At 37.3% G+C, this 15,019-nt stretch carries 11 protein-coding genes; 4 read left to right on the top strand and 7 right to left on the bottom strand.

The window, feature by feature from the left end; translation table 11 throughout:
* Positions 1–455: 455 nt before the first annotated feature.
* The 7 genes from CEV08_RS05340 to CEV08_RS05370 all read right to left on the bottom strand — a co-directional run bounded on the left by CEV08_RS05340 (position 456) and on the right by CEV08_RS05370 (position 7,402).
* On the bottom strand, positions 456–983 hold the full coding sequence (locus tag CEV08_RS05340; RefSeq protein ID WP_100130683.1) for a DUF6101 family protein: 528 nt from the start codon (positions 981–983) through the stop codon (positions 456–458).
* A 144-nt stretch (positions 984–1,127) separates the two neighbouring features.
* Positions 1,128–2,537 carry an FAD-binding oxidoreductase gene (locus CEV08_RS05345; protein WP_100130684.1) on the bottom strand — a complete coding sequence of 470 codons (1,410 nt, stop codon included), beginning with the start codon at positions 2,535–2,537 and terminating at the stop codon, positions 1,128–1,130.
* 2 nt (positions 2,538–2,539) lie between these two features.
* A complete protein-coding gene (locus CEV08_RS05350) occupies positions 2,540–3,502 on the bottom strand; it encodes an L-threonylcarbamoyladenylate synthase (RefSeq protein ID WP_100130685.1) in 963 nt (320 codons plus the stop codon).
* 12 nt (positions 3,503–3,514) lie between these two features.
* Positions 3,515–4,156, bottom strand: a complete 642-nt coding sequence (locus tag CEV08_RS05355; protein WP_245407045.1) for a ribonuclease HII — start codon at positions 4,154–4,156, stop codon at positions 3,515–3,517.
* Positions 4,157–4,412: 256 nt separating this feature from the next.
* The gene (locus CEV08_RS05360; RefSeq protein WP_100130687.1) at positions 4,413–5,312 is read right to left on the bottom strand and encodes a 4-(cytidine 5'-diphospho)-2-C-methyl-D-erythritol kinase; all 900 of its coding nucleotides are present in this window, start codon (positions 5,310–5,312) and stop codon (positions 4,413–4,415) included.
* 257 nt (positions 5,313–5,569) lie between these two features.
* Positions 5,570–6,418: a S49 family peptidase gene (locus CEV08_RS05365; protein ID WP_100130688.1), complete on the bottom strand. Its 849-nt coding sequence runs from the start codon at positions 6,416–6,418 to the stop codon at positions 5,570–5,572.
* Between the two features lie 192 nt (positions 6,419–6,610).
* Positions 6,611–7,402 carry a tRNA1(Val) (adenine(37)-N6)-methyltransferase gene (locus CEV08_RS05370; protein WP_100130689.1) on the bottom strand — a complete coding sequence of 264 codons (792 nt, stop codon included), beginning with the start codon at positions 7,400–7,402 and terminating at the stop codon, positions 6,611–6,613.
* A 234-nt stretch (positions 7,403–7,636) separates the two neighbouring features.
* Between CEV08_RS05370 and CEV08_RS05375 the strand changes: the two genes are divergently transcribed.
* The 4 genes from CEV08_RS05375 (at position 7,637) to glyS (ending at position 13,708) form a co-directional block, all read left to right on the top strand.
* A complete protein-coding gene (locus CEV08_RS05375) occupies positions 7,637–8,653 on the top strand; it encodes a polyprenyl synthetase family protein (RefSeq protein WP_100130690.1) in 1,017 nt (338 codons plus the stop codon).
* Positions 8,654–8,747: 94 nt separating this feature from the next.
* Positions 8,748–10,442 carry a tetratricopeptide repeat protein gene (locus CEV08_RS05380; RefSeq protein WP_100130691.1) on the top strand — a complete coding sequence of 565 codons (1,695 nt, stop codon included), beginning with the start codon at positions 8,748–8,750 and terminating at the stop codon, positions 10,440–10,442.
* 102 nt (positions 10,443–10,544) lie between these two features.
* The gene (locus tag CEV08_RS05385; RefSeq protein WP_100130692.1) at positions 10,545–11,486 is read left to right on the top strand and encodes a glycine--tRNA ligase subunit alpha; all 942 of its coding nucleotides are present in this window, start codon (positions 10,545–10,547) and stop codon (positions 11,484–11,486) included.
* The gene (gene glyS / locus CEV08_RS05390) at positions 11,486–13,708 is read left to right on the top strand and encodes a glycine--tRNA ligase subunit beta (protein ID WP_100130693.1); all 2,223 of its coding nucleotides are present in this window, start codon (positions 11,486–11,488) and stop codon (positions 13,706–13,708) included. Before CEV08_RS05385 ends, glyS begins: the two co-directional genes overlap by 1 nt.
* Positions 13,709–15,019: the final 1,311 nt, after the last annotated feature.

The raw sequence follows: 15,019 nt of genomic DNA on the forward strand, positions 1-15,019 counted from the left end.
AAGTATTTGGGATGCGGAAAATGATCAGTCAATTTGTGCTAAAAGGATTAGACATCTTATGTATGCTGATGATTAAATAATCCGACTCCGGCTCAAGAATGAATCATCTCAAATGGCGATTTTGAGCAGAAAAGAAAAGGATTCATGAAAGGGACTATGATCTATGAAGGGTCTTTGAAGAGCTTTTGAGAATCTCTTAAAAACTTTTGAAAAAATAACTTGATGCAAAATCTGTTGTCAAAATATACATATGCCAATGACAAACTACTCTTGGATTTATTCTCATATGTTTTATTGACATAAGGCGCGACAAGAAAACTGAAGAATATTTACACTCCCGCTAAAACACTTCATATGTGAAGGTTGCGCGCCTTATATCACAACACTAAATAATGGTGTTTTATGGCACAACAAAATCAATGCTAGGATCGTATAAAAATAAATGCCTATTAATATTACTGAAATGCAATTCGATTCGCGATAACCAAACGCAAACCTAACGGGTTGCTATAACGCAGTAAAAAACGCTTTTGTTTAGAATGCGGCGTTTTACAAAAAAATCGATGTAAATCAGAACGATCTTTTACAACGACAACGCTATCATCTTCATTAATCATAAGCATGGGAAGGCTATAAGTATCCGCCCATAACCGCCAATCCAGAAGAACATTATTCAAATCTCTGGAAACCAAAAGTGGGATACAAGATTCCTCATCTGCATGAAGTAACTCTAATGCAACTGCTCTTTCTCCTGAACGTGTTTTTACGGTACGTGCCGCAATTCCTTTAAAATGATAAGGGGGTATTAAATGCGATAAGCTTGAAGGCTTATCCGTTTTAAAAAAAACACCGCGCTCATTTAACGAACAAATGACCTTATTGCCCGTTTTAGATGAAAAATATGTCGTCGTTTGTGGCAAATGGCACGGATCTAACCGAAATTCAAGCACCGCTTTTGCCTGATTAAAGCATTGATTAGCCATATACAGGGTCCCAATTTATCTTAAATAACATACACCTTTTAGCAGCTTTTCCTCATTGAATTATTAAAAGTTTGAATAAAAAACAACTGGTTTCTTTTTTGGTTATTAAAATCTAAACAAAAATACATGCTCAGCATTCTTGAATTATAATACTTTTCTAGGGTTCATTATTCCTAAAGGATCGAGTGTCTTTTTTATTCCTCGCATAATATCCAATGCGACAGGCGATTTAAAAGAACGAAGTTCTTCGCGCTTAAGCTGACCAATTCCATGCTCAGCAGAAAATGCACCTTGATAATCCATCACTAATCTATGAATGCAATGGTTCATTTTTGACCATAAACGCAAGAATGCTGTCGTATCAGCGCCTATCGGCTGTGTAACATTATAATGCAAATTTCCATCCCCCATATGTCCAAAACAAACCACCCGCGCCCCTGGAGCAATATCTTCAACAATAAGTGCTGCCTCAGCAATAAAATCAGGAATGGAAGCAAGTGGTACTGCAATATCGTGCTTAATAGATCCTCCCGCCAACTTTTGTGCCAATGATATACTTTCTCGCAACTGCCAAAAAAAATCTTGCTGTTTTAAAGATTGCGCAACAATTGCATCTTCTATCACCCCCCTCTTTAAGGCTTTTTCCAAAATAATATTCAACACCGATAACGCCTCATCATCACCTTGCAACGATGAAATGTTCATTAAGACATACCATTCATGTTTCTGTTTGAGAGGAGACTGCTCACACATCTTATAATCTAAAGCCATTTGAAAACTGAGATTTCCCATGAGCTCAAAACCCGTCACCATCCCTCCTCCATATTCTTGCGCCAGAGATAAAAACTCTAGAGCCTTCGCTGGACTATATAATCCTACCAAAGCAATTGCTTTTGCTTTTATTTTTGGAAAAATCTTCAAGACGGCCGCAGTTATAACACCTAATGTGCCTTCTGCTCCAATAAAAAGATTTTTTAAATCGTAACCGCTATTGTCTTTTTTAACAAAGCGCAAATCATCCAAAATACGACCATCCGGTAAAACAACTTCTAAACCAAGACAAAGATCACGCATATTTCCATAGGCTAAAACAGCAGTCCCTCCAGCATTTGACGAAAGATTTCCCCCTATTTGGCAAGAACCTTCAGATGCCAAAGAAAGAGGAAAAAAACGACCTGATTCATCCGCTTTTTTTTGTAGATTCTGTAAAATAACACCAGCTTCTACAACAACAAAATTCCCCTCTAGATTCATCGCTCTAATCTTATTTAATCGCTCCATGGATAAAAGAACGCTCTCTCCTCTTTCATCTGGTTGTTGCCCTCCCACAAGCCCTGTATTTCCACCCTGAGGTACAATTGGTGTGCGTGTTTGGCTCGCTAACTGCATAATCAATGAGACTTCTTGCGGTGAAGATGGACGTAAAAGTAAGGGTGTTTTGCCATGAAAAAGCCCCCGCTCTTCGAGTAAATACGGCGCAATCAATGCCTGATCTGTTATAGCATGCTTGGCACCAACAATTTCTCTAAACCGCTCAATTAATTCTTGCTCCATGTTCATTCCTCCCTTGGAGCTGCAGCCCGTATAAGACGATCATTGATAGCCTCCCCTAGTCCATATGATGGAATAGGTTCTACGGCAATACATCTCACATTAAATAAATCTAATTCCTTCATGTATTGAAATAAATGAGAAGCGGCCTCTTCCAGCTTTCCTTCCTTGCTAAGATTTAAAGTAAAGGCGGCATTTTCAGCCCCCATAACGCGCTTTGGACCAAATGCTAAAAGCGCTTCACCATTTTCCACCTTTTCTACATTCAAACGAATCGCAGCATTGGGCGCATAATGTGATTTTAACATCCCTGGAGCTTCAATCGCCGCCCTTTGATCTATCCGTTTTAAAGACTTCCCCACAACTACCTCAATTTTATCAGCCGCAAGTCCCCCTGGACGTAAAAGATAAATATTTTCACCACAAACCTTAATAATCGTTGATTCAAGCCCTATTTTCGCAGGTCCTCCGTCCAATATCAAAGGAACCGATTCCCCCAAAGAGGCAAAAACAGCCTCAGCCGAAGTAGGACTAAGACACCCTGATTGATTCGCACTAGGCGCAGCAAGTGGGCGGCCCAAATATTGTACAATTTCCGCAAAACGACTGTCTGGAAAACGAATAGCCAATGTATTCAAACCAGCAGTCGTTAAAGGATGGATATTATGCTGTTCCTTTAAAGGTAAAACCAATGTCAAAGGACCAGGCCAAAACGCTTCCATTAGTTTGCGTGAAAGAAAATCAATTTCAACATAGCGCTCCGCCATTTCGATACCGTTGACATGCGCAATAAGAGGATTAAATTGCGGACGCTTTTTTGTAGAAAAAATAGAAGAGAGCGCCCTTCCATTGGTTGCATCGCCCGCTAATCCATAAACAGTTTCCGTTGGTAACGCTACTAACCTGCCTTGTTCAAGAAGCGTTATTGCTTCTTTTATCGAAGTGCTATTGAGGGGGCGAATCGTCATGGCACATCATTCCTATAGGTTTTTGAGTGGTGCAAAACTATAACGATGTAGCCCTACAATTGGACCATATTTATCAAGAGCTGTACGATGGGCTTGCGTTGCATAACCTACATGCTTCTCTAAACCATAATCTTTATAAACTTGCCCTGCACATTCCATCATCCGGTCACGCGTTACTTTCGCAATAATAGATGCTGCTGCAATTGAAACCGAACGCTGATCACCTTTAATCAATGCCATTGCAGGACAGAATAACTCAGAGGGGATATCGCGCCCATCAACCAATACATAGTGGGCTGGAACAGCTAACCCTGTAATACAGCGACGCATTGCTTCTAAAGTTGCTTTTCTAATATTAGATTGATCAATTGTATGGGCACAAAGACTCGCAACTGAAATGGCTAATGCACTTTGCAAAATTTCATGATAAAGCCTATTTCGTTGAAGAAAAGAAAGCTTTTTTGAATCATTTAACCCATCAGGAATATGATCTTTATCCAAGATAACTGCTGCCGTTACCACAGGACCAGCGAGAGGTCCCCGTCCTACTTCATCCACCCCTGCTACATGAAAAAAACCCTGTTTCTGCAAATCTAATTCGCACGAAAAATTTGGTTGAAGCGGCAAATTAAACCTCTTTGATAAATCACAAATACAATAAACATACACCTACTTCTACAAGCTGCTTATCTTTTACAAGCGTTACAGTTTTAAACAGCTCTTCAAACATTTCGTAAACTTTTGCACAAAAGATAGAAATAAAATATAAAATTAATAGAATATTCTATCATCCATTTTCTTTTCTAAAAGCTTATTCTAGCATGTATTCATTTTATCTAAAAAATAGACTTCTTTAGTTACTTTCTTCATCTGTATAATAGAATCATGGTAAAATGAAAACCTTTATTTCTCAGATAGTTCCCAAAGTCATTATCGATTTTACAAACCAATTTGGATGCATTGATTTGATAAAAAGAGAGGCCTTTTGTGCTGCTTGTTGATTTTTAAAAATGCCAAAACAAGTTGCTCCTGTTCCAGACATACGAGAAAAAAGAGAGCCACATTCATCCAATATAGATAACACTTTAGCTAACTGAGGTGCCATTTTTAATGCCGGAGAAAAAAGATCATTTCGCGTTTCTTGTAAAGCTTCAACCAATGAATCAACGCTCTTTAAAGCAACTGGATTAATTTTTAAAGAAGAATGATGACGCTTGTCTAACGCCTTAAAAACAGCTTGTGTTGAAATCTCTTGGCCATGATTAACCAATACGATCGCAAGAGAACAAGCTTCTTTTAATCGTATAATCTCTTGGCCAATCCCTTTGACCAGAAGTGGCTGCTGATATTCCAATGCAAAAAGACACATGGGAACATCAGCACCAAGAACTAAACTCATTTTTGCTAATTTTTCACAAGAACAATCAAGATTCCACTGTTGACGCAATATGCTGATAACTCCTGCGGCATCACCTGAACCACCACCAATGCCTGAAGCAATAGGAAGTGTTTTTACAAGTCTAAAAAAAGCAGGTTTAGCCCTTTCAGGAAAAGCCTTATGCATAAAATCCCGTGCACGAATAACCAAATTATCTGAATGAGACACAAGTTCTTTTGCAAATGGTCCCGTCAAAACAAACTGATTACTTTCACAAGGCGCATAGTGGAGATAATCACCACTAAGACTAAAATAAACCAAACTTTCTATGAAATGATAACCATCAGCACGTTGCCCTACAACATGCAGAGCTAAATTCAATTTAATGGGTGTAAACACATAAGACATACCTTTGGAATGAAACTTATACATCCGATATCATATGACATAATATTCACTTGTACAGGATTCTTCTACAACGATTTCCCATTTATTCATACTTTTATCACCAGCACCATACATAAACAGTTTGAAATATTTTTCATTTTTTTTCTAAACAAACAATAAATATTATGAAGAACTTTCGTACAAAATAAACGACATATTCTCATTCGTATCATTTGAAGGCGTTTTCCTTTTAACATCTGTTTGTAGATAAAAATCCCTTATCGCTTAAATAGCCTTTTCTATCACAAACCATAACGCTGCCAAAGCGCGCGCTCTTGTAATACTGTTAACGCACTATCAACTGCTGTATAAGCCGCATGAGCAGCAACTCCAGAAGGAACCTTAGGTCCTAAAAGGCTTTTTGGAGGCATAATTAATCGAAGCTTTGTATCATCCCCAAAGCGCTCCTTAATAACAGAACGTACATCATTTAATCCATCGACAAGACCAAGTTCAACGCCTTTCTTTCCACTCCAAAACATTCCTGTAAAAATATCCGGATCATTTGATAATTTTTCTGCACGACGCTCTTGAACCAAATCAATAAAAGTTTGATGCACTTCAAGTTGTATAGATTTCAAATGATCAATATCAGCCTTTTTTTCTGGCTGAAATGGATCGAGTGTAACCTTGTTCTTTCCTGCTGTGTAAACGCGCCGTTCTACACCAATCTTCTTCAAAAGTTCCGGAAATCCAAAGGAAGCAGAAACAACTCCTATAGAGCCAACAATCGAAGAAGGATCAGCAAAAATCTCATCTCCCGCACAAGCAATCATATAACCACCCGATGCAGCTATATCTTCAATAAAGACAAGAACCTGTTTCTTTTTTTCCTCTGCTAAATCACGGATACGCTTGAAAATTAAACGTGACTGTACTGGAGAACCACCAGGAGAATTTACAAGAATTGCAACAGCTGGTGCTTTTTTGTACGCAAAAGCCCTATCTAAAAGATTAACACACTTACTAAATGAAAGTGTCCGTGCCATTAATGTTGTAGAATCCATAATCGCGCCATGAAGACGCACCACAGGAATAACAAGTCGACTAGAAAAAAAACAAGATGGAATAAGATTCTTGAGTATGCTCATCAAAATAAAACTTTCTTATATACTAGGGGAAAAAAAAAAGTAATAAAAGAGGCAGACCGTAACCAAATACAAAGGTCCCCAAACAAGTCTAAAATGCAAGTTCAAACATCAATTCAATATCCTTAAATAGTTAAAAGTTGAACTTAAATTTAAATAATAAATTGGAAAATACAAGATGTTATTTTTAAAATATCATTTTAAAAGTTCCCAAAAACTTATACATCCATTATTAATTGCATCAATCCGTGGTGAAAAAATATGGTCATTGTCTTCATGTATAACCAATGGCGGTAAAATAGATAAAGCTGCTCTACTCCCTCGTTTTGCATAAAATAAAAGACGAATTGCTGCTGTTGTTGCACGTGCGTGCACAGGAATTATACAAATACCCCCAAAGCGCCCTTCTAAAGCATGCAAAATATCCGTGAGTGATTGTGGACGCGCAATGAGCCCTAAATATCCACCGGGCTTAACGATAGCTGCTGCTGTACGTAACCAGTTATCAAACATCGCTTCAGACATAACATGTGCTTCAGATTTTTGTTTATCAGGTGTTTTACGATCGGTAGGATTATTAAAAGGTGGATTCATAATTGCAAAATCAAAGCTATTATCTATCAAACCTGCTCTTATACGAGCATTCCCTTTGAGGGTAACATCTGCTTCTAGCAAACAAATTCGGCCAGAAAATTGTTTGTTTTGTCTTAGCTGAAGCGTTTTTTGAGCATAAAATACCATAAAGGTAGAACGTTCAACTAAGGTAACGTGAACTTTCAGACAACGCGCAGCAACAGCCAATCCTGCCGCTCCAGCCCCCGCCCCTAAATCAACAACCTTACCTTTTAAATTACTGGGAACCAAACTGGCTAATAACATAGCATCCATTCCAGAACGATGACCATGCTTGTGGGGTTGAACCAAATAAAATTTTCCTCGATGAAAACTGTCAATCGTTTTATCACTCTGATTCGTTATTTTATCCATTTAAAAGCCTAACTCACCCTTAAAGTTATCCTTTTGCCCTTCAACTGCTTTTTTAATTTTTTTATCATTTCATAATAACAACATACACCCACTAAAAAATATTTCTTGCCAATATCATCCCAAGCTTACACTTCAAAGCACCATCAAAAGCTTGAGTCAAAACAAAACCCCCTTTATGTTAGCGAATAAATAAAATTTATATATGTCCATTGCAATACTCTAGGAGTCAACATATTGAGTGCAATTATCAAACCAAAACAAATAAGAAATAATCAAATTTCTCTTCAATCTCTTGTCGATCTTACGCAACAAGATATGGGGCGCGTCAATCAATTTATTCTCTCTATGGCAAAATCAGAAGTTGAGATGATCCCTGAAATTTCTAATCATCTTATTGCATCAGGTGGAAAACGATTACGCCCAATGATCACATTAGCTTCTGCTCATATGTTTGGTTATCAAAGTGACGGACATATCAAACTCGCAACAGCCGTTGAATTTATGCACACAGCAACCTTGTTACACGATGATGTGATTGATGAAAGTAATTTACGACGCGGAAAGTCTACGGCACGAATGATTTGGGGAAATCAAGCAAGTATTCTTGTTGGAGATTTCCTGTTAGGACAAGCTTTTAAAATGATGGTCGATGTTGGCTCTATAGAAGCGCTTTCTGTTCTCGCAAACGCTGCTGCAATTATTGCTGAAGGAGAAGTTATGCAACTTTCTGCTGCAAAAAATATCAAAACAAGTCCTTCAGACTATCTCAAAATTATCAATGCAAAAACAGCAGCACTTTTTTCAGCAGCTGCTGAAGTCGGGCCCATTGTTGCTGGTTATGGAAATAAAGAGCGTTCTGCATTACGTGAATATGGAAAATCTTTAGGATTAGCTTTCCAATTGATTGATGACGCACTTGACTATAGTGGTAGTGCTCAAAACTTAGGAAAAAATATAGGGGACGATTTTAGAGAAGGAAAAATCACAATGCCTGTTATTCTCGCATATGAGCGTGGAAATAGGATAGAAAAAGCTTTCTGGAAAGAATCACTTGAAGATGGCAATAACAATAATGAAGCCTTCGCACACGCGCAACACTTAATAGAGAAATGTAATAGTCTCACAGACACAATAGAACAAGCACGCATCTATGGGAAACGTGCAATTGATGCTCTTATTCCCATGAATAAAAATTCTGCTTACAATGCTCTCATTGAAACTGTTGAATTTTGTATTACACGCGTAAACTGATTCTTTGCAAGAATCGCAATATTTTGCAAAAAAATAATGAAATATGATTTATAAACGATACACTCGATTGATTATCTTGAAAAGGATTAGCTCCATGTGCTCTGCAACGGTATCCCGACTTTTTACCCTCTTTATCGTGGGTATCATGCTGATACCATCTCCTACCTACAGTAAAACAAGTACGGCAACTCATACAAACTCATTCACAGGTGCTTATTTAGCTGGAAGGGTCGCAAATCATGAAAATAAAACAGATCTTGCCATCAATTATTTTAAACAAGCACTCGTTTATCAACCTGATAACATTGAAATAAAAAAAGAGCTCCTTGAAGCTATGCTTTCGGTCGGAGACTTTAAAGAAGCTGTACAACAAGCAAAAAAACTCAAAGAGCAAAATGTTATAACGCTTTTTGTTTCCTTAACCCTAGCAGTAGAAAGTCTCATCAAAAAAGATTACAAGAATGCAAAGCTTTTTCTGCAGTTAAAAGAACTTCCCACAGCCAATAACCCAATACCTGAACTCATCAATGCTTGGATTACATTTGGATCTGGACAAAAATCTCAGGCAATCGCTGATCTTAAGAAACTCAAAGGGCCCGCTTGGTACGATCTTTTTATATCTTATTATCTAGCACTTATGAGCGACCTTGCAGAACGACCACAGGATGCAAAAAAATATTTCATTAAAGCACTGAGTAACAAACAGGAAGCTCTTATGGCTCCTAACACCTATGAACGTATTATTACAGCCTATGCCTCATTCCAATTGCGCCATGATATGCGCAACCAAGCTCTTCAGACAATCCAGCATGGTGAGCAAATGTTGTCAGGTCGAGAAGTCCTTAAAAGTTTTCGAGAAAAAATTGAAAAAAATGCTTTCTTAGAAAAACTGATTAAAACGCCCCAACAGGGAGCAGCAGAAGTGTTATATAATTTTGGGACATCCCTTAACCATAAAAACTCAGGGCATATTGCACGTATTTTTAAACAGTTATCTTTTACCTTATACCCTCAAAATGACGCAACACTATTTCAGCTCGCAAACATTTCTGCTAAATTGGGCGATCCTCATCGAGCCATTAAACTTTATCGCGCTTTATCCCCTAAATCTCCCTATTATAAAGATGGACAACTTCATCTTGCATTCCTTCTTACCAATCACAATGATTATAAAGAAGCAATAAAACTACTAATATTATTAAATAAAAAGTTTCCCAGTGATCGTAACATTTTGATAACACTCGTTGCTTTTTATATGCAGGATAATCAATTTCTTGAAGCGACTAAAATTCTAAACCGTGCTATTGCTCAGATAAAAAACTTTCAGCAGGATGATTGGATGCTTTTTTATCAGCGTGGTATTGCTTTTGAACGTCTAAAACAGTGGCCAAAAGCAGAAATTGATTTGCGAAAATCACTTGAATTTTTCCCAAACCAACCACATGTTCTGAATTATTTAGCCTATTCCCTTGTAGAACGAGGTGAGAAGCTTGAAGAATCGCTCCATATGCTACAAAAAGCTTCTACTTTACAAGCTAAGAATGGTTATATTCTCGATTCGTTAGGATGGGTTTATTATAAACTAAAAGAATACAACAAAGCAGTCCAAATATTGGAAAATGCTGTCAAATTACACCCCGAAGACCCAACATTGAATGATCATTTAGGAGATGCCTATTGGAAGGTTGGACGTAAACGTGAAGCGATATTTCAATGGAACCACGCAATTGACGGAAAACCAGAAAATTCTGAACAAATTCAGAAAAAATTGAAATTTGGTTTGCAATAAACAATGCTTAACCGTAAACCACATAATAAAATAATAAACAGAGAGACTAAAATTTCTTTGGTCGCTATCTGTATTATTCAATATTTAAAAAGAGTATAAAGCGTGAAACTGCCTGAACATCTTAACCCCAAACGTTCTTTTCAGGGACTCATCTTAACTTTGCAAAATTATTGGGCCCATTATGGATGTGCGATTTTACAACCTTACGATATGGAAGTCGGAGCTGGAACTTTTCATCCAGCAACAACGCTACGCTCTCTAGGTCCACGGCCTTGGAAAGTCGCTTATGTCCAACCCTCTCGGCGTCCAACAGATGGCCGATATGGTAAGAATCCAAATCGTTTACAACACTATTATCAATTCCAAGTGCTTCTCAAACCCTCTCCGCCCAATCTACAAGAACTTTATATAAAGTCGCTACACGCTATTGGACTTGATACAAGACTGCATGATATTCGCTTTGTTGAAGATGATTGGGAAAGCCCAACCCTTGGCGCTTGGGGACTCGGATGGGAATGTTGGTGTGATGGGATGGAAATCTCTCAATTTACTTATTTTCAACAAGTATGCGGCATTGAATGCGCTCCAGTTTCAGGAGAACTTACATATGGTCTTGAGCGTTTAGCAATGTATATCCAAGGGGTTGATAATGTCTATGATCTTAACTTTAATGGTTTGGAAGAAGAAAACAAAATAAGTTATAGAGATATTTTTCTACAGACAGAACAGGAATATTCATATTATAACTTCGAATTTGCTGATACAAGATTGCTTCACCAACATTTTATCGATGCCGAACGCGAATGTAACGCTCTTCTTGAATTTGGAAAACCCAACAAAGAAAAGCTCTTCCATCGCTGTGTTTTTCCTGCCTATGATCAATGTATTAAAGCAAGCCATATCTTTAATCTTTTGCAAGCACGTGGCGTTATTTCTGTAACTGAACGACAAAATTATATTCTTCACGTTCGTGATCTTGCGCGCCGTTGTGGGGAAGCCTTCTTACTCACAGAAGCTGGACAAATATACACTGGAGAAACCTAATGTCTGATCTTCTTCTTGAACTTTTCAGTGAAGAAATCCCCGCGCGTATGCAACGAAAAGCTGCTGCTGATCTAAAAAAAGCTGTTACAGATCAACTCGTGAATGCTGGATTGACCTATAAAGCTGCTTGTGAATATTGGACACCTCGTCGACTAACATTGGACATACGTGGACTTTCCACACGCTCAAAAGATATTCATGAAGAACGCAAAGGGCCCAGTACAAAATCACCACAGCATGCCATTGAAGGTTTTTTACGTGCAACGGGGCTTAACGATATTTCTGAAGCACATATTGGACATGATGATAAAAAAGGGGAGTTTTATATTGCTAAAATTGTAAAAAAAGGCCGTGCTGCAGAAGAAATTATTGCCAATATTTTACCAGATATTATTCGCAACTTTCCGTGGTCGAAATCTATGCGTTGGGGAAAAGATTCAGCAAAAAGTGGTGCTCTAAAGTGGATTCGGCCTTTACAAAATATTCTTTGCATCTTCGGACCAGAAATTGGTGAAACACATGTTATTCCGTTTACAATTGGTTCTCTTGAAAGTAACAATCTAACTTATGGTCATCGTTTTTTAAGTGACGGAAAACCATTTCAAGTGCGCCGCTTTGATGATTATGTGACACAACTTGAAAACCATAAAGTCATTCTGAATGCCGAAAGACGAAAGAATATTATTTTAGCGGATGCCCAAAATCTTTGCTTTGCAAACGGTTTAGAACTGGTTCAAGATGATGCTCTCTTAGAAGAAGTTGCTGGTCTTGTTGAGTGGCCTGTTATCCTTATGGGTGATTTTGACAAATCGTTCCTTGATATTCCTCCAGAAATTATTCGCTTGACCATTCGGGCCAATCAAAAATGCTTTGTCACCCGTAAACAAGGAGAAAAGGTAAAACTTTCTCATCATTTTATTCTTGTTTCTAATATTCTTGCCAATGATGAAGGAAAGGAAATTTCGAAAGGAAATACTAAGGTTGTCCGTGCTCGCCTTTCTGATGCTCTCTATTTTTGGCAAACAGATCAGCATGATTTGCCTGATATTCAACAATTGGAATCTTCTATAAAAAAATTTGATCTTGATATAAAAAAACCTCTCGATCAGAGAATGGCGCGACTTGATCATTTGAATGTCACTTTTCACGCCAAATTAGGCACGCAAGGTGCAAGAATAGAACGCATCGCTACACTCGCACAAAAAATTGCACCTTTAATACAAGCAGATCCTCTTTTAGCAAAACGTGCAGCAATCCTTGCAAAAGCTGATTTGCAAACAGAAATTGTCGGAGAATTTCCTGAACTACAAGGGGTAATGGGGCACAAATATGCCCTTCTTCAAGGGGAAGATCCTCGCGTAGCTGTAGCAATTGAAGACCATTATAAACCTCAAGGTCCAATAGATCGCCTTCCGCAAGAACCTCTGGCTATAACCGTTATGCTCGCCGACAAAATTGACATGCTTGTTGGCTTTTGGCTCATTAATGAAAAACCAACCGGTTCAAAAGATCCCTATGCATTAAGACGAGCAGCCTTAGGAATTATTAGGCTTGTACTTTCGCGGGATTGGAAAATCAATCTTATGCCACTGTTTCAGTTGGCAACGAATCTTTTCGTACAACAAAAAAATAAACATGAAATCTCTCAAAGAGAAAATCCACAATTGCAAAATCTTTTTCCAGAAAAAACAGAAGCTATTTTATCTGATCTGTTATTCTTTTTTCATGACCGCCTAAAAATCTATCTAAAAGAAGAAGGGGCTCGCTACGATGCTCTTGAAGCTGTTTTAAATAAAGATTCTGATGATTTTTTATTGGTTGCACGTCATGTCGAATCTCTTATTGCTTTTATTAATACCCATGATGGAATGAATTTTGTAGCCTCGGTAAAACGTACTGCCAATATTCTTGAAAATGAATTTCAAAAAAACACAACAATCGCAAATGAAATTAATCCTGAGCTCTTTATTGAGACAGAAGAAAAGCAGCTCTATCATGCAATCTGTGAAGCAGAAAAAAAGGTTCTTGCTCCCATCAATGCAACAAATTTATCATGTGCACTCAGTATTCTGGCGCCACTTGGAAAATTGATTGACCTATTCTTTGAAAAGGTATTGGTGAACGATAAAAACTCCAATGTTCGCGCCAACCGTCTTGCTCTTCTTAAACGTATTCACACGATTACACAAGCGGTTGCAGACTTCTCAAAACTTGTCCTTTAAACTTAAAATGTCCATTAACTGATAAAAACAATAAAGATAAACTTTTTCTTCTTTTTATTAATAAATATTCTAAAATCTTATAAAGAATTTTCCCATGAGTTTTGATCTAACTTTAAAAAGAAGTAGAATTTTATTGTCAATAACACTGAATATTGTAAATTTTTCTCATTACAACTCTCCTCTCTCTTATTAAAATAATTAAAAGCACTCCTTTGCACACCACAAATCGCGTTAGTGTTGGGGTAACATATTGAAGAAAAGAGTAAAAACGCTCCTCATAAACACTGCCAAATGCTGCTGAAAAATTATGAAAATTGGCCAAGTCATATAGGTGCTGTCGGTTGGCAATTTTATGAGACAAAAATAGCCATGCTCAGTAAATTTTATACCCTTTAGAGGTAGGCTGCTACTCTTCACAGATGTCATTGTGAAATGAAGGAGGAATATGCGTTGAAAAATGTCTTTTCAAAATGAGCGCATAAATGTGTAGCACATAAAAATTCTGTAAGATAAAATACCCTTGGATTGTTCATTCATTGGCTTTCTTAAAAAAATATTTCTTAAGCTACCCAAGCCCTTTTCATGATGGATCCCATGAATGGTATAATGATAAAGCCATTAAATAGCACTATCTTTACGCTTATAAAAAGGCCCGTGAGCTCCACTTTACCAGCTCCGAATGTTGCCTATACTCCTTAGCTCTTGAGATGGCTCTTAAGGGAGGGTTCTTTTTTGTACAGTTTTTCCACAAACCACCCCTACTTTGTCACATGCAAAAAAATGATTTTGATTGTTTTAATATGAAATAGGTTTGAAATGAGAGAATTTTACGCTCTTCATGGTTCTCATTCAAGTTAAATAAAGCTAAATTGTCTTTATAAATCAACATATTGTATATTGAAATACTCTATTTTTTATAAAGAGCGTGCTTCCACTTAAAAACATTTCTCTGTAAGCTTCGAGGCAATTTTAAAAAATTGTAGAACCGCCAGTATAAATGATACTTTGTAATGATTGGTCAAAAAATTGAATAAATCATCAAAAAGAAAAATTATTGATTTATAATAACCAACTTATCACTTTCCCCTATTCAATGAGAATATAAAATAATAATCTCTTGCTTTAAACTCTCCTATCATGCGTAACAACCGTCTTCAGATGATGGCGACAGATAAGAGCGATTAACAACCGATAAAAAGATTTCTTGAAAAATGAGAAAGATATTTTCTATAAAACCGCTAAACATACAAGCAGCTGCTCAATACAAAAATCATCATCATATCTTTATTGATAACACAATGATAGTGCTTG

It is taken from the genome of Bartonella tribocorum (assembly GCF_002778015.1).
Classification (GTDB): Bacteria; Pseudomonadota; Alphaproteobacteria; order Rhizobiales; family Rhizobiaceae; genus Bartonella; species Bartonella tribocorum_B.